Source organism: Proteiniborus sp. (genome assembly GCF_040308045.1).
GTDB lineage: Bacteria > Bacillota > Clostridia > Tissierellales > Proteiniboraceae > Proteiniborus.
The window spans coordinates 1-15,741 of the sequence record NZ_JAWRHZ010000055.1 but is presented as its reverse complement, the minus strand read 5'-3'; the positions used below and the strand labels follow the sequence as shown (position 1 = coordinate 15,741).

16 protein-coding genes are annotated in these 15,741 nt (G+C 31.5%); 1 reads left to right on the top strand and 15 read right to left on the bottom strand.

The annotated features are described in order from the left end of the window. Positions 1–13 precede the first annotated feature (13 nt). The 10 genes from dnaJ to gpr all read right to left on the bottom strand — a co-directional run bounded on the left by dnaJ (position 14) and on the right by gpr (position 11,657). Complete coding sequence (dnaJ, locus tag ABV008_RS10885) at positions 14–1,147, bottom strand: molecular chaperone DnaJ (RefSeq protein WP_352419982.1); 1,134 nt, start codon at positions 1,145–1,147, stop codon at positions 14–16. A 126-nt stretch (positions 1,148–1,273) separates the two neighbouring features. After that, positions 1,274–3,106 carry a molecular chaperone DnaK gene (gene dnaK, locus ABV008_RS10880; RefSeq protein WP_352419846.1) on the bottom strand — a complete coding sequence of 611 codons (1,833 nt, stop codon included), beginning with the start codon at positions 3,104–3,106 and terminating at the stop codon, positions 1,274–1,276. Positions 3,107–3,133: 27 nt separating this feature from the next. Then, positions 3,134–3,706, bottom strand: coding sequence for a nucleotide exchange factor GrpE (grpE, locus tag ABV008_RS10875; RefSeq protein ID WP_352419845.1), 573 nt, complete (start codon positions 3,704–3,706; stop codon positions 3,134–3,136). Between the two features lie 89 nt (positions 3,707–3,795). Beyond that, a complete protein-coding gene (gene hrcA / locus ABV008_RS10870) occupies positions 3,796–4,830 on the bottom strand; it encodes a heat-inducible transcriptional repressor HrcA (RefSeq protein ID WP_352419844.1) in 1,035 nt (344 codons plus the stop codon). Positions 4,831–4,942: 112 nt separating this feature from the next. Beyond that, on the bottom strand, positions 4,943–6,079 hold the full coding sequence (gene hemW, locus ABV008_RS10865) for a radical SAM family heme chaperone HemW (protein ID WP_352419843.1): 1,137 nt from the start codon (positions 6,077–6,079) through the stop codon (positions 4,943–4,945). A 171-nt stretch (positions 6,080–6,250) separates the two neighbouring features. Further along, positions 6,251–8,059 carry a translation elongation factor 4 gene (gene lepA / locus ABV008_RS10860; protein WP_352419842.1) on the bottom strand — a complete coding sequence of 603 codons (1,809 nt, stop codon included), beginning with the start codon at positions 8,057–8,059 and terminating at the stop codon, positions 6,251–6,253. An 87-nt stretch (positions 8,060–8,146) separates the two neighbouring features. Then, entirely contained in the window at positions 8,147–8,485 is a 339-nt protein-coding gene (locus tag ABV008_RS10855) for a sporulation-related protein NgaS (protein WP_352419841.1), read from the bottom strand. A gap of 45 nt (positions 8,486–8,530) precedes the next feature. Further along, positions 8,531–9,082 carry a signal peptidase I gene (gene lepB, locus ABV008_RS10850; RefSeq protein WP_352419840.1) on the bottom strand — a complete coding sequence of 184 codons (552 nt, stop codon included), beginning with the start codon at positions 9,080–9,082 and terminating at the stop codon, positions 8,531–8,533. A 77-nt stretch (positions 9,083–9,159) separates the two neighbouring features. Beyond that, positions 9,160–10,455 carry a stage II sporulation protein P gene (spoIIP, locus tag ABV008_RS10845; protein WP_352419839.1) on the bottom strand — a complete coding sequence of 432 codons (1,296 nt, stop codon included), beginning with the start codon at positions 10,453–10,455 and terminating at the stop codon, positions 9,160–9,162. A gap of 227 nt (positions 10,456–10,682) precedes the next feature. After that, on the bottom strand, positions 10,683–11,657 hold the full coding sequence (gene gpr, locus ABV008_RS10840; protein WP_502929776.1) for a GPR endopeptidase: 975 nt from the start codon (positions 11,655–11,657) through the stop codon (positions 10,683–10,685). A gap of 215 nt (positions 11,658–11,872) precedes the next feature. On the opposite strand from gpr, the gene rpsT reads away from it, so the two are divergent. Further along, positions 11,873–12,136 carry a 30S ribosomal protein S20 gene (rpsT, locus tag ABV008_RS10835; protein ID WP_352419838.1) on the top strand — a complete coding sequence of 88 codons (264 nt, stop codon included), beginning with the start codon at positions 11,873–11,875 and terminating at the stop codon, positions 12,134–12,136. 51 nt (positions 12,137–12,187) lie between these two features. Here the strand turns inward: rpsT and ABV008_RS10830 are convergent, their stop codons facing one another. The 5 genes from ABV008_RS10830 to ABV008_RS10810 form a co-directional block, all read right to left on the bottom strand. After that, on the bottom strand, positions 12,188–12,934 hold the full coding sequence (locus ABV008_RS10830; RefSeq protein WP_352419837.1) for a LytR/AlgR family response regulator transcription factor: 747 nt from the start codon (positions 12,932–12,934) through the stop codon (positions 12,188–12,190). After that, the gene (locus ABV008_RS10825) at positions 12,906–13,100 is read right to left on the bottom strand and encodes a hypothetical protein (RefSeq protein ID WP_352419836.1); all 195 of its coding nucleotides are present in this window, start codon (positions 13,098–13,100) and stop codon (positions 12,906–12,908) included. Before ABV008_RS10825 ends, ABV008_RS10830 begins: the two co-directional genes overlap by 29 nt. Before the next feature lie 25 nt (positions 13,101–13,125). Beyond that, the gene (gene floA / locus ABV008_RS10820) at positions 13,126–14,106 is read right to left on the bottom strand and encodes a flotillin-like protein FloA (RefSeq protein ID WP_352419835.1); all 981 of its coding nucleotides are present in this window, start codon (positions 14,104–14,106) and stop codon (positions 13,126–13,128) included. A gap of 12 nt (positions 14,107–14,118) precedes the next feature. Then, positions 14,119–14,637 (bottom strand): NfeD family protein, encoded by a 519-nt coding sequence (locus ABV008_RS10815; protein WP_352419834.1) that lies wholly within the window; start codon positions 14,635–14,637, stop codon positions 14,119–14,121. A gap of 120 nt (positions 14,638–14,757) precedes the next feature. Further along, a complete protein-coding gene (locus ABV008_RS10810; RefSeq protein ID WP_352419833.1) occupies positions 14,758–15,621 on the bottom strand; it encodes a sensor histidine kinase in 864 nt (287 codons plus the stop codon). Positions 15,622–15,741: the final 120 nt, after the last annotated feature.

Sequence of the window (15,741 nt, the reverse complement as noted above, 5' to 3'; positions counted from 1 at the left end):
AATGGAGTGATTATTATCCTGAAAAAGCATCTTTTACTTTATCAAAAAAACCTTTCTTAGGCTCAAAAACTTTTTCTCCGCTTTCTACAGCAAACTGTTTTAATAATTCCTTTTGCTTATCATTTAGCTTTGTTGGAACTTGAACAACGACTTTAACGTATTGATCTCCTCTTCCATATCCCCTTACATTAGGAATACCTTTGTTTTTAAATTTAAACACAGTATCTGTTTGAGTTCCTTCCGGTATAATATGGCTAATCTTTTCATCAAGAGAAGGGATCTCTATTTCTGAACCAAGAGTAGCTTGCACAAACGAAATAGGAATTTCACAATAAATATCATTTCCTTCTCTTTTAAATATTTTATGAGGTTTTATATTTATATAAATATATAAATCTCCTGGAGAGCCTCCTTTTTCACCGGCTTCCCCTTCACCCCTTAACGGAATTACAGAACCTGTATCTACACCAGCTGGTATCTTAATGCTAATTTTCCTTGCTTTCCTTTCTTTTCCTGTTCCAGAACATTTAGTACAAGGCTTATCAATAATTTCTCCTATACCATTACATCTATCACAGGTTCCAACTCTTACAATCTGACCAAAAGGAGTAGCTTGAGCATATTTCACTTCTCCTGTCCCATTACATTTTGGGCATTTTGTCTTGCTAGTCCCGGGCTCTGCTCCTGTACCACTACATTTTGAGCAGTTCTCAGTCCTTGCAAATTCAATTTCTTTTTCTACTCCAAAGGCCGCTTCTTCAAATTCTATATCAAGTCGATATTTTATATCGGGGCCTTTTCTAGGAGAATTTTTTCTATTACTTGAAAATCCCCCTCCAAACATATCAAAAATATCTTCAAATATATCTCCAAATCCACCGAATCCTTCAAATCCTTGGCCAAAACCTCCACTTTGCCCATTTACACCATCATGACCAAATCTATCATATCTAGCCCTTTTATCTGCATCACTTAGAACTTCGTATGCTTCATTTATTTCTTTAAATTTTTGTTCAGCTTCTTTATTATCAGGATTTAAGTCAGGATGATATTTTTTAGCTAACTGTCTAAAAGCTTTTTTAATTTCCTGCTCTGTAGCATCTTTATTGATACCTAACACTTCGTAATAATCCCTTTTGTTCAATATCTCACCACCTTCTAATGGCGTATTACGCTATAAAAACTCAATAAACGCTTATTAGTTTAATTTATTTAATTGAATATGTCAATAGTCAATATAAAAGCTAAATCCCTAAGGACTTAGCTTTATTTATTATTTGTCGTCATCATCCACTACTTCATAGTCTGCATCTACAACATTGTCATCTTGCTCATTCCCTTGATTTGGAGCTCCTTGTGCACCTTGTTGAGAAGCTTGCTCATATAGTTTCTGAGATAGTGCGTGGAACTCTGTTGTGAGTTCTTCTGTTTTTTTCTTAATATTGTCTATATCTGTTCCTTCAAGAGCTTTCTTTAACTCATCTAATTTACCTTGTACCTTTGCTTTTTCACTACCATCTAGTTTTCCTTCAAGTTCTTTAAGTGTTTTCTCTGTTTGATATACTAATGAATCAGCATTATTTCTTGCTTCTATACTCTCTTTATTTTTTTTATCCTCTTCTGCAAATTGCTCAGCTTCTTTAACCTTCTTTTGAATTTCATCTTCAGATAAGTTAGTTGACGCAGTTATAGTTATTTTTTGTTCTTTTCCTGTACCTAAATCTTTTGCTGATACATTTACTATACCATTAGCATCTATGTCAAAAGTCACTTCTATTTGTGGTATTCCTCTTGGTGCTGGTGGGATTCCAGTTAATTGGAATCGTCCTAAAGTAATGTTTCCACTAGCCATTTGTCTTTCGCCTTGAAGTACATGTATATCAACTGCTGTTTGATTATCTGCAGCTGTAGAAAACACCTGACTTTTCTTAGTTGGTATAGTAGTATTTCTTTCTATAAGCTTAGTAAATACACCACCCAAAGTCTCGATTCCAAGTGATAATGGCGTTACATCAAGTAATAATAAATCTTTAACTTCTCCACTAAGAACTCCAGCCTGAATAGCCGCGCCTAGTGCAACTACCTCGTCTGGGTTAACACCTTTGTGAGGCTCTTTTCCTGTTAAGTTTTTTACCGCTTGTTGTACTGCAGGAATTCTCGTAGAGCCACCTACAAGAATAACTTTATCAATATCTGATGGAGATAAGCCTGCATCTTTTAAAGCTTTTCTTGTTGGCTCCATTGACCTTTCTACAAGATGAGCAGTAAGTTCATCAAACTTAGCTCTTGTTAAGTCCATTGTTAAATGTAATGGGCCTGCTTGAGTAGCAGTAATAAATGGTAAATTTATGTTAGTTGTCATTACACTTGAAAGCTCTTTTTTAGCTTTTTCTGCAGCTTCTTTCAATCTTTGAAGAGACATTTTATCGTTTCTTAAGTCTACTGCATTTTCTTTTTTAAATTGCTCTGCCATGTAGTCAATAATTACTTGGTCGAAATCATCTCCCCCAAGATGATTATCTCCACTAGTTGCTATAACCTCAAACACTCCATCTCCTAGTTCAAGTACTGATACGTCAAAAGTTCCTCCACCTAAGTCAAATACCATTATTTTATGATGTTCTTCATCTTTATCCATACCGTATGCCAAAGACGCTGCAGTAGGTTCATTAATTATTCTTCTTACATTTAATCCTGCTATCCTACCAGCATCCTTTGTAGCCTGTCTTTGGCTGTCTGAGAAATATGCAGGAACAGTAATAACTGCATCTGTAATAGTCTCACCTAAATAGTTTTCTGCATCAGTTTTAAGCTTCTGGAGTATCATTGCTGAAATATCTTGAGGAGTATACTGTTTCCCATCTATTAGTGTATTATGGTCTTTACCCATATATCTTTTAATTGAAGCAATTGTTCTATCTGGGTTTGTAACTGCTTGCCTTTTTGCTGTTTCTCCAACAAGTCTTTCTCCATCTTTTGTAAATGCAACTATAGATGGTGTAGTTCTATTTCCTTCAACATTGGCAATAACAACTGGTTCTCCACCTTCCATTACTGCCACACAAGAGTTTGTTGTTCCTAAGTCAATTCCAATTATTTTTGACATATTTATTCCTCCTTATGTAGTACAAAATTATTTTGAAACCTTAACCATACTAGGTCTTATAACTTTTTCTTTAATTTTATAGCCCTTTAGAAAAACTTCTGTAACCACATTTTCTTCATAGTTCTCATTTTCCTCTTGAGCAACTGCGTGATGATAGTTTGGATCAAAGTTTTCTCCTAATGCATTTATTTCTTCTAAACCATTAGATTTAAGGGATTCCATTAATTGTTTGTATACCATCTCTACTCCTTTATATAAATTCTCTACAGTAGATTCTTCAATATCTACTTTAAGTGCTCTATCAAAATTGTCTATAACAGGAAGCAAAGATGTAATTAGTTCTTGTGTTGCATATTGAAATATGCTTTCTCTTTCTTTTTCTGTTCTCTTTTTGAAGTTGTTAAAATCAGCTTGAAGTCTCATATACCTATTTGAAAGTTCTTCATGCTCAGTAGCTGTCTTGTTATATTTTTCTAACAAATCGCTAACATTAATTTCTTTATCATTCTCATTTTCTTCAATAGTGGCTTCTAGATTACTATCAGCGTCTCCATTCTCTAAGCTACGCTCAACAAAATCTTCTTTTGCCGTTTTTTCCATTTTCTAGCCCTCCATTCAAAGATATTATTGTATTGTGCATCATTTTGACAATTTCACACTTTATCATTGTATGACTTGTGTCTTTAGCTCTATTCTATAAAATTTTTCTTAATTATTTCATTCAAATCTAAAGATAACGACCTGACCACACTTATTACATTAGAATAATCCATCCTCGTTGGTCCTATAACACCTATTTTCCCTATAGTTCTTCCATTTAAGCTATATGTGGCAGTTATTACACTACAATTTTTTATTTCTTCGTAGACGTTCTCATTGCCAATTGTAATCTCAATATCATTTTGTCCTTCACCAAGCATCATTTCTAGAATATAAGGCTTATTTTCAATAAAAGAAATAAAATCTCTAGCTTTTTCCACATCATTATACTCTGGAAAGTTAAAAATTTTAGTTACACCATCTAAAAAGATTCCAATTTCAGCAGTATCGTTTAATGTATTCATTAAAATTGGGATAATGTCTAAAATTGACTTTTTGAACTCATACATTTCTTTTATTAGATTATCTAATATTTCTGGGGCAATTTCTCCAATGTTGCAATCCTTTAGTTTGTCATTTAAATAATTGGATATTATATTAAGATGATCAGATGAAATACCAGAGTCAGTTCTCAAAACAGTATTTTTAACTATTCCAGAATCAGTTACAATAACCATCAATATTTTAGTCTCATCTATAGGAACTAATTGAATATGTTTTAACTGACTTTTTTTTATTTGTGGGGCAATGGCAAGAGAAGTATAGTTTGTTACCTTTGATAGAATTTTAGCAGCATTATAAATAAGCTGATCAACTTCTCCTATTTCCTCTATAAGCTTACTTTTTAAATCATGTCTTAATATAAAATCTAAATCTGTTGATTGCAACAGTCTATTTACATATAGTCTATATCCTTTATCAGAAGGTATCCTACCTGCTGAAGTATGAGGCTGAACTAAGTAGCCTAGCTCTTCTAAGTCAGACATTTCATTTCTGATAGTGGCAGGACTAACGCCTAAATCAAACCTTTTTGAAATAGTTCTAGAGCCTATAGGTTCAGCACTAGTTATATAGCTTTGTATAATTGCCTGCAAAATTTTAAGTTTTCTATCGTCAAGCATCATACATGATCACATCCTATTTTATTATTAGCACTCTTGGTTGTTGAGTGCTAATCTCATGATTTTAAGTTATCATTGTTACATTAAATTGTCAATACCTTTTTGCATATTTTATTTATGGAAGAATTTCCATAAAAACTATATTACATAAATCTAAACCTTTAAGTGTTAGCTTAATATTTCCTTTGCTTTCCTCTAATAAACCTTCTTTTATAAATTTATTTATAGTTTTTCCATAGACTTCTTTTATATTAATGTTGAATTTGTCTTCAAAGCTTTTAAAGTTAATCCCTTCAATTAATCTAAGACCTAATATTAAATATTCTGCCATTTCCATATCTTTTTCTATAAATTCTTTTTCTTCTATAGCTAGTCTTTTATTAGATACTTGTTCAAAATAGAAGTTCATATTCTCTGTATTGCCATATCTATTGCTTTTAAAATATGAATGAGCAGACAATCCTAATCCTATATAGGGTTCACATTTCCAATAGATTATGTTGTGCTTACTTTCCCATCCTTTTTTAGCAAAATTAGATATTTCATAATGGCAATATCCTTTTTTCATTAGTAAATTTATTCCTTCGTGATACATGTCCCTTTCAATATCTTCGTCAGGCAGAGCTAACTGATTATTAATGTATTTATCATAAAAAAAGGTACCTTCCTCTAACTTCAGACTGTAATAAGATATGTGCTCTGGTTGTAATTCCGTGGCTAATTCTAATGTTCTTATTGAGTCTTCTAAAGTTTGTTCTGGAAGATTAAACATCAAATCAAAGCTAACATTATTAAATTCATATTTTCTTATAAGCTTGTAGGTATGAATAAAATCTTCTACTGTGTGTATTCTTCCAATTTTTTTTAACATTGCATCATTCATTGATTGAACACCAACGCTAATTCTGTTTATTCCTGCAATTTTATATATTTGTAACTTATTTTGGTCTAATGTTTTTGGGTTTGCTTCAATAGTAACTTCTTTTACTCTATCAGCATTTAATTTTTTGTGTATATATTCCATTATTTCATAGACATATTTCCCATCTATTACTGTTGGTGTACCTCCACCAATAAAAATTGTTCCTACATTATAATCTTTTAACTCTTCTTCATACATATCTATTTCCTTCTTTATAAAAGAAATGTACTTGTCTGCATTATCTAGTGTCCCAGGAAAAGAACAAAAATCACAATAATAGCACTTACTCTGGCAAAAAGGAATATGGATATATATTCCAATGTCTTTCATTAGAAACACTCCTTTATATATTTAAAAGCTAAGGAACTTTTCCTTAGCTTCACACCATTATAATCATAAAATAATATATATTAATCGAACACTTGCAGGACGAGACTATGACTGTTATAGAGTATAGATAAAATCTATTTTAGCTCCGTGTGTTTCTATTGTTATTATTCATTACTTTTCATCATATTTTAATACAGCTAAGAAAGCTTCTTGTGGCACTTCTACATTGCCAATTTGTCTCATTCTCTTCTTTCCTTCTTTTTGTTTCTCTAATAATTTCTTCTTTCTAGAAATATCTCCACCATAGCATTTTGCTAATACATCTTTTCTAAGTGCCTTTACAGTTTCTCTTGCAATGATTTTTGAGCCAATGGTAGCTTGTATAGGCACAGCAAATTGATGTCTTGGTATAACATCCTTAAGCTTTTCTGCAATCATTCTACCTCTCTCATATGCTTTATCTTTATGTGCGATAATAGAAAAAGCATCGACTAATTCTCCATTTATTAAAATATCAAGCTTTACTAATTCAGATTGTTTATATCCTTTTAAATCATAATCAAGTGATGCATATCCTCTAGTTTTAGATTTTAATGCATCAAAAAAGTCATAAATAACTTCATTTAATGGTAATTCATAATGCATTAATACTCTTGTTTGCTCAAGATACTCCATATTTTTAAAGGTTCCTCTTCTGTTTTGACATAGTTCCATAATTGCACCTACATAGTCTGTTGGAGTCATAATTGTAACATCTACAATTGGTTCCTCCATATATTCAATTTCTGTGGCATCAGGAAGATTTGTAGGATTTTGTAGTTCTATAATCTCTCCACTACTCTTTTTCACCTTGTAGATAACACTAGGTGCAGTTGTAACTATATTTAAATCAAATTCTCTCTCTAGCCTTTCTTGGATGATTTCCATATGAAGTAGTCCTAAAAAACCACACCTAAAACCAAAGCCTAAAGCGACAGATGTTTCCGGTTCGAATACTAGTGCTGCATCATTAACCTGAAGCTTGTCTAAAGCATCCCTAACACTATTATAATCTTCTCCTTCGGCTGGATAAATACCACAATAAACCATTGAAGTCACTTTTTTATAACCAGGGAGGGGCTTTTCGGTAGACCTTAATGCTTCTGTGATAGTATCCCCTACTCTTGCATCTTTCACATTCTTTATACTGGCTGCAACATAACCAACGTCTCCTGCTACTAGTTCTTCTACAGGAGTATGTTTTGGAGCAAAAATTCCAACCTCTGTAACCTCAAATGTTTTATTCGTTGCCATCATTTTAATCTCCGTACCTGGTTTTATAACACCATCCATTACTCTTATCATAGCTATAACTCCCTTGTAGCTGTCATAGTATGAGTCAAAAATAAGAGCCTTTAGGGGAGCTTCTTTATCTCCCTCTGGTGCAGGTATTTTTTTTACTATATTTTCTAGAACTTCTTCAATATTAATACCATCCTTTGCAGATATAAGCGGAGCATCTTCACAATCAAGTCCTATTACATCTTCAATTTCTCTCTTTATTTCATCAGGCCTTGCACTAGGTAAGTCTATCTTATTTATTACAGGCACTATTTCTAAGTTCTGGTCTAATGCTAAATAAACATTTGCTAATGTTTGAGCTTCTATTCCTTGCGCAGCATCAACTACAAGTATTGCACCTTCGCATGCTGCTAGACTTCTTGATACCTCATAGTTAAAGTCAACATGCCCCGGAGTATCTATTAGGTTTAAAATATATTCATTTCCATCATTAGCTTTATAAACAAGTCTTATGGTTTGCAACTTAATCGTAATTCCTCTTTCTCTTTCTAAATCCATATTATCAAGGAGTTGAGCTTGCATCTCTCTTGAAGTAAGTAGACCTGTTTTTTCAATTAATCTATCTGCTAGCGTTGATTTACCATGATCTATATGAGCAATTATTGAAAAGTTTCTAACTCTTTTTTGTCTATCTTTCATTATATCTATCCTCCTCTTTTACAGGAAAAAATACCTTTTTCAATTATAACATAGGTTAACAACTGATAAAAGACCAGAATTAATATTTTACCTGGTCTTTATTTTTGATAATATCCATTCCAAATAATTGTTAGCTATTTTAGAAAAATCTTCTACAATCATTTTTGCACTATATATTTTATCATTTATTCCTTTTTTTTCAACTATATAATCCTTGCCAAACAAATGAAGTCTATAGTGCTCATTATCATAATTAAAAAAATAAAGCTGTTTATCATGAATGCACATCATATCTCTAACAGCTCTATCCACTATACTAAGTCCTGTAATAAAAATTATAATAGCAAAAATAAATGCAATTATTTTTATCCTTTTTTGTCTTTTATATATTTTCTTAATTTTGTATCTCTCAAGTCTGCTCTCCAAAACAATCACCAAATATATTATAAACAACTGTTTGGTTTTTTATTCCTATTTATAAAGTGAGCCGAATCTATCATCAAAAGGAAAATATCTATATGTTGCCTTTCCCTTAATAGCACTTATTGGTATGAGGCCTAAATACCTGCTATCTTTGCTAGCTCCTTTATTTCTATTGTCACCTAAAACAAATAAGTACCCCTCTTCTACTTTCCAAGAACTGTTTTCATAGCTATAAGTATATGCATCTTCTGATATATATTTCTCTATATATTGTTCTCCATTTACATAAACTTTTCCATCAATTATTTCAACTATATCTCCATCTATACCTATTACTCTTTTAATATAATCTTTATTTGGATCATCGGGAGCCTTAAGCACTACAATGTCTCCACGCTTTGGTTCGGTTACCTTATAAACTATCTTATTTGTAAACAGCCTGTCCCGTTCATGTAATGTTGGATACATTGAATATCCAAGAACATAAGTCGTATTGAATAAAAAAGTCTTGATTAATATTGCTACTATTACTGCAAAAGCAATGCTTTTTATCCATTCAAATATTTCTTTTCTAATGTTAGTCTTTGATCCCTGTTCCATAGATTTACCCCCTTAAGCTAAATGCTATGAATAATTATAACATTTATTTGCACAAAAAAATAGTTTGAAGAAGAAAATTATTCAGGGTTATCAATGCCTTCTATAACTTTATCTAAAATCTCACCAATATATTTAGCTGATTCTTTCGCCTCATCTATTGTATTTAAATTGCTTCCCACCTCTATCAAAGCATAATAGTCACTAACATATTGATTGAATTTTCCACTGGGTTTTATAATTATACTCTTGAAAAGACCTGGATACATGCTTTCAGAAATATATCTTATATAATTTGCAAACTTAATAAGTTGTTCTTTATTTGGATTGTCTGGCCCAATAACTAAAGAAAAAGTTGCAACGCTTTTACCATCTATAGTAACCCTCGCAGCTTCCTGTGCCTTACTTAGTGTTGCTGGAGCATCCTCTTCTATTCCATCTCTATGAATATCAAATATTACCTTTATGCTTTCATTTCTATTTAATTCTTCCTTTAATGTAGATAATGATTTAGTATATGATTGATTATAAGAAGGAATGTCATGATAGACATCAGTATGTTTTACTTTATGCCCCTTCTCTTCAAGGACTTTACCTATAATTTCTCCTATAGTTATGACATTATATTCTCTCTTTTCAGTATGGAACCTTCCTGTAGTTACTGGTAAATATGCTTCTGTCCCATGAGTATGATACAAAAATATATAAGGATTTTCATGATTCAAGGTTACAGTCTTTGGAGGTTCTATATAGAACTTATCTTCATGCTTTCTTCCTATAAGTTCAAGATCTTTATTCATATCGTTTTTTTCTTCTGGATCTTCTATAAATATTATATCACTAAGGATAAGATAGCCTTCTAATTCATCATTTTTCTCTTTATCTAATTTTTTTTCTTCCCATGAATAGGTATCATTAAATGCACTTACTATAGCTGGTAAATGCGGTTTTATATAAAAGTCAGGTTTAAGTATCATTGACATTCTATTAAGAATACCTTCTTGAGATGGCTTTATCTCTGATTCCTTATTTTCCATTTCAAAAACTACCTTCATATAAGCATTTGAGTTAAGCAAAATCTTCAAAAACATACTAACCTTAGAATTACTAGCTCTAGCATCATTATCAGTTTTACTTGGCTTTTCTATATTAATTACTTTTTCTTTTTTGTTTTCCTTTTTTATTTCAAAATTGTTTTCTGCATTGAAAACTTCTATAACTTTATCATTAATGGTATTTTTCCCATTTTTTTCTGTTACACTTTTAATACTTGATAATTTACTAATTACCTTTGCACCAAGAAATAAATTTGCTAAACAAAGCATAGCTATTAATACATATGTAATTCCCTGTTTAAAGTTCTGGTTTCTTACCATATTAACAACTCCTTAAGTAAAAATATTATATGAAATTATATTCCACATGACCTAGTATTATGAATATAGTAAGAAACAAGAAAACCCTATGTTTTTATAGGGTCTAAATTTGCAAATAGACGTAGGTAGCTATCGCTGACATAAGGAGTTACGACGAAATCAAAGATTTCTGTAACTACATTGTATCCGAAACTATGAACTAATATTTCTATTGTATTTATTAAATTCTAGTTTATATATCTATTTACATCTTTTAAATCTATTCCATGATGTAGAGCAATATTAATTCCGTTTGCAACTATTAAAGATAGATTGCTTATTAGTTCATCTATCTCTTTTGGAGTTACGACAACATTAGGCATATATGGGGTTAGTACTTCTTTTATTAATTCGTATTTATCCTGGGACTCCATTTCCTCTAACATAGAATAGAAACCAGTTCCTTTATTAGCTTGGTTTTTTAGAGCGCTAATAATTAGCTCCATAGTATCATTTACCATTGTAGCTGCATCTACAACTGTAGGTATTCCTATGGCATATACAGGAACTCCTAAAGTCTCTTTATTAAGTGCCTTTCTTTTATTACCTATTCCTGAACCCGGGCTTATACCTGCGTCAGTTATTTGTATAGTTGTGCTGACTCTCTCCATTTTTCTAGATGCTAGAGCATCTACAGCAATAACAATATCGGGCTTAGTTTTTTCTACAATCCCCTTAATTGTTTCACTTGTTTCTATACCTGTTATTCCCATAACTCCTGGTGAAATAGCTGATACATTGGCCATGGTCTCATCTTCAGTTTTATTATAGGCTTTAAATAGATGTCTAGTCACATATACCTTATCTATGACCTTAGGTCCTAATGCATCTGGTGTTATGTTCCAATTGCCCAATCCAACAATCAAGGATTTTGTGTGTTTAGTTGGATTAATTAATGCCTTAAGCTCTTTTGCCATAGTCTTACTAATTTCATCCTTTAAATCTTGATCAGCTTTCTTTAATGCTGGAACTTCAATTGTAATGTAGTTTCCTATAGGTTTCCCAAGTCTCTGTTCTCCATATTCATTTAAGATCTTAACCCTAGTAACTTCATAGTTATCCTTCTCTTCCCTTTCTACATTCACATCTTTTATTTCACCTTTATTTCTTTGCTGATATACTTCCCTTGCTTCAATTGCCAAATCAGTTCTTACTTGAAACAATACTTTCACCTCCAAAGCAATATCATTTTTCAAAATTGAGTAATTCAGAGCATATATAATATATAGTTGCACTAGTTAAATATATTTATACTTTTTTGAATCCTGAATAATTTATATATAATTTGGATATAAAAGAAATAGCACATTTTTCTTGCATTTTATTTTCCTTCATGATAAAATTACTCTTGTTAAGGTTTTTGAAGGGGGTGAACCTATTGGCAAATATTAAATCTGCAAAGAAGAGAATTGAAGTTATTAAAGTAAAAACTGCTTTTAATAAGTCCAGAAAATCTGAAATTAAAACATATATTGCTAGATTCAATAAAGCTGTTGATAACGGAGACTTAGATTCAGCTAGATCTTTACTTAAACTAGTGGAGAAAAAATTATCAAGAGCTGCTGCTAAGAATACTATTCATAAAAATGCTGCAGCTAGAAAAGTAAGTCGTTTAACTAAAAGATTAAACGAAGCTGTATAGTTATAAAAAACAACTTCGGGCAAAGCCCGAAGTATTTTGTTTTTTGATACCTTATGATAAGTTAAATAATATCTTTAGTTCTTCATATTTTTTATGGGTTATCAAAGCGTCGTTTTCTATATCCTTGAAATGAACGATGTAAGTCCATCTTCCGTAAGGAGATATTTTTGTTATCTTTGATGTATTTATTATATATGATTTATGACATCTAAAAAAGTTTATCTTTCCTAAACGCTCTTCTATATCACTTAATCCCTCGGAGGTAGTGTATTTATTGTCTACAGTACATATCGCAGTACTTTTGCCTTCTCTTTGTATAAGTACTATGCTATCTATGTCTATGAAGTTTATTCCATCTTTATTCTTTATTATAAGCTTATCAATTACAGGTTGCTGAAATACTGTATTTTCATGAGTTCTTATGTTTTCTCCTGCTGCTATTTCCTTGATTCTGTTTAATGTCTTTAAAATTCTATCTACTTTAAAAGGTTTTGTAATATAGTCGAAGGCATATACCTCAAAAGCATCAGGCATATAACCAGGATGAGCAGTTGCAAAAACTATCATTTTCTTAGGATCTATATCAGATATAAGTCTAGCACATTCAATTCCATCTAAATTTGGCATTTCTATATCTAAAAATATAACCTGAGGGTTTAGTTCTTCGACTAGAGAAAGAGCAGAGCTACCATCTTCTGCTTCTCCAACAATTTGAAAATCAGCAGTTTTTTCAATTATTTTCCTAAGAACAAGTCTCATGCCACTTTCATCATCTGCTATTAACACTTTTATACACATTGTTTGACATCAATCCTTTTCTAGCTTTTGGTTCACCAAGAATTTCCGAAAGAATTATTCCATCTAGTAAGCTTTTTGGTGTTAAATTAATAGAGTAATATTGCTTTAGGTTCAAGTTGTTATTATCTATTTCTTTTTTAGCTTCAAATAATTTAACACTATTCAATAAAATCAACCCCTATTCTTTAACATTATATCTCTGACTTTTCCGGCTTACCAATATTAGATATAGATTCTCTCATATCTGTATCTGCCATTATATTTTTCATATTATAATAATCCATTACACCAATCTTGCCTTCAGTTAATGCCTTAGCCATGGCTCTTGGAACTTCAGCTTCAGCTTCTACGACTTTGGCTCTCATTTCCTGTACTGATGCCATCATTTCTTGCTCTTTTGCTACTGCCATTGCCCTACGAACCTCAGCCTTTGCTTGAGCAATATGTTTATCTGCTTCGGCTTGATCCATCTGTAGTTTAGCTCCTACGTTTCTTCCAACATCAACATCTGCAATATCTATAGATAATATTTCAAAGGCGGTACCTGCATCTAGGCCTTTTTCTAATACTGTTTTTGAAATCAAATCCGGGTTTTCCAATACTTCTTCATGAGTGCCCACTGAACCTACAGTAGTTACAATTCCCTCGCCTACACGAGCAATTATAGTTTCTTCACCTGCTCCACCAATTAATTTATCTATACTTGTTCGCACTGTAACCCTTGCTTTTACTATAAGTTCTATACCATTCTTAGCAATGGCAGCTATATTAGGTGTTTCAATAACCTTAGGTTTTACAGTCATTTGTACTGCTTCAAAAACATCTCTTCCTGCTAAATCAATAGCTGTAGCCTTTTCAAACTCCAATGGAATATTAGCTCTTTCTGCAGCTATTAGTGCATTAACCACACTATCAATATTTCCGCCTGCAAGATAATGAGCTTCCAGCTGATCGCTTGTAAGACTAAGTCCTGCTTTTCTTCCCTTTACTAATGTCCTAACAATCCTATTTGGACTAACTCTTCTAAGCCTCATACCTACCAAGGTAAAAATACTAACCCTAACATTTGCAGCTATTGCAGATATCCAAAGTCCCACAGGAATAATGCTAAAAAATAACGCTATTGCAATGATTATAACAGCAATAATTAATATTAAAGCAATTGTTGACATTATATTCCCCTCCTAAATAATATTTTCTTGTTTTTTTACTTGCCTTACTACTATTCTTCTACCTTCAACCTTGATAACTTTAACTTCTTTACCTTTTGGAATATAATCACCTTCAGAAACAACGTCAAGCTTTACTCCATCAAAGTCAACAGTACCAGCAGGCCTTAATATAGTTAGAGTAATGCCCGTTTTATCTAAGAAGAACTTCATATCACTTGTACCTATATAACCCTCATCTTTGTTTATTGAAGTAGATAACACAATTTTTTTAGATAACCTTCCTTTGCTTGCAGATTTTAAGAGTATAGATGTAAGAACTCCTAAAATAGCTAGTATTATTATTATTAATATCAATGCCTGTATTAGTGTTTTTGCTGTTACTATTACTCCAGCTATGAGGAAAATGATGCCCAATATACCTGGAACTCCAAAGCCCGGAGCAAATATTTCAATAATTACTAATAGAAAACCTATACCAAAAAAGATTACAGATAATAATCCTATACTTTGAATCAATTCTGCTACTATCATTCTATCACTCCTTTCCAATGAGTAGTTTGTAATATTATATTACACCTAAACTCTTTATATATGAATACATACACAATAAAAGATACACTTATTAGTCTCATATGTCGTTTTAAAGAGTTATTACTCTATAGGAATTAATACTTTAAAGATTGTCATACTTTGATTACTATCTACAAGAATGTTTCCTTTATACTTTTGTGTTATTTCTTTAGTTATTGCTAATCCCATGCCTTCGCCTCTATCTCCTTTAGTTGTATATCCAGATTCAAATATTTTATCTCTCATGTCTTCTGGTATTTCTTTTCCATTATTCTTTATAATAAAAACATAAAAAGAATCCTTTTCGGCAATTTCAATATTAACAAATCCTTTTTCTCTTAATTCTTTAACAGCATCCATGGCATTATCAATTAAATTTCCAAGAATTCTACACATCTCCCACCCAGGAACTGATAACCTATCTAATCTAGTGTCAATATGCAAATCAACAAGAATATCTCTATTTTCACAGTCTACCAGTTTAGCTTGCAATAACGCATTGATGGCAGTGTTTGAGGTTTTTAGTGATTTATTCACTTTTTTTATATCTTTATATAAGGTCTCGATATAATTTGAGGCTTCTTTATACTCGTTTAACTCAATCAAGCTATAAACTACCTGTAAATGATTTAAAAAATCATGACGTTGAGAACGTAAAACATTATTTAGTTCTGTAATCTCTTCTATAGATTTAGTCTTCATAATATTTTGTAAGTTTAAATCATTTATAGATTTAATATCTCTCATGACTAGATAACTATTTGTTACAGAAATAGCTACTAATCCAAGCAAGAGAATATCTAAACTAGTTATGGAAAAAAAGACTAAGTTATTTCTTGACAAATAAACAACTATAACAGCGGCTAATAAAACTACTTGAGATAAATTAATAGCAATTATCATGCCTACAGCCTTTTTTGTATACAAATTGATGTTTTTATTCATAATATTCCCTTCCCAATTTATAAGGTATTGTCAAAAATCTTAATAGAGATTTCTAACAACCCTTGATTTTTGAACATTTATATTGATTAAAATAGTTACCCCCATAAGGGATATCTTTTT

Excerpts from the sequence above, each read along its gene's own strand:
- dnaK (WP_352419846.1), bottom strand. The coding sequence starts at position 3,106 with ATGTCAAAAATAATTGGAATTGACTTAGGAACAACAAACTCTTGTGTG.
- grpE (WP_352419845.1), bottom strand. The coding sequence starts at position 3,706 with ATGGAAAAAACGGCAAAAGAAGATTTTGTTGAGCGTAGCTTAGAGAAT.
- hrcA (WP_352419844.1), bottom strand. The coding sequence starts at position 4,830 with ATGATGCTTGACGATAGAAAACTTAAAATTTTGCAGGCAATTATACAA.
- hemW (WP_352419843.1), bottom strand. The coding sequence starts at position 6,079 with ATGAAAGACATTGGAATATATATCCATATTCCTTTTTGCCAGAGTAAG.
- lepA (WP_352419842.1), bottom strand. The coding sequence starts at position 8,059 with ATGAAAGATAGACAAAAAAGAGTTAGAAACTTTTCAATAATTGCTCAT.
- lepB (WP_352419840.1), bottom strand. The coding sequence starts at position 9,082 with ATGGAACAGGGATCAAAGACTAACATTAGAAAAGAAATATTTGAATGG.
- spoIIP (WP_352419839.1), bottom strand. The coding sequence starts at position 10,455 with ATGGTAAGAAACCAGAACTTTAAACAGGGAATTACATATGTATTAATA.
- ABV008_RS10830 (WP_352419837.1), bottom strand. The coding sequence starts at position 12,934 with ATGTGTATAAAAGTGTTAATAGCAGATGATGAAAGTGGCATGAGACTT.
- floA (WP_352419835.1), bottom strand. The coding sequence starts at position 14,106 with ATGTCAACAATTGCTTTAATATTAATTATTGCTGTTATAATCATTGCA.
- ABV008_RS10815 (WP_352419834.1), bottom strand. The coding sequence starts at position 14,637 with ATGATAGTAGCAGAATTGATTCAAAGTATAGGATTATTATCTGTAATC.
- ABV008_RS10810 (WP_352419833.1), bottom strand. The coding sequence starts at position 15,621 with ATGAATAAAAACATCAATTTGTATACAAAAAAGGCTGTAGGCATGATA.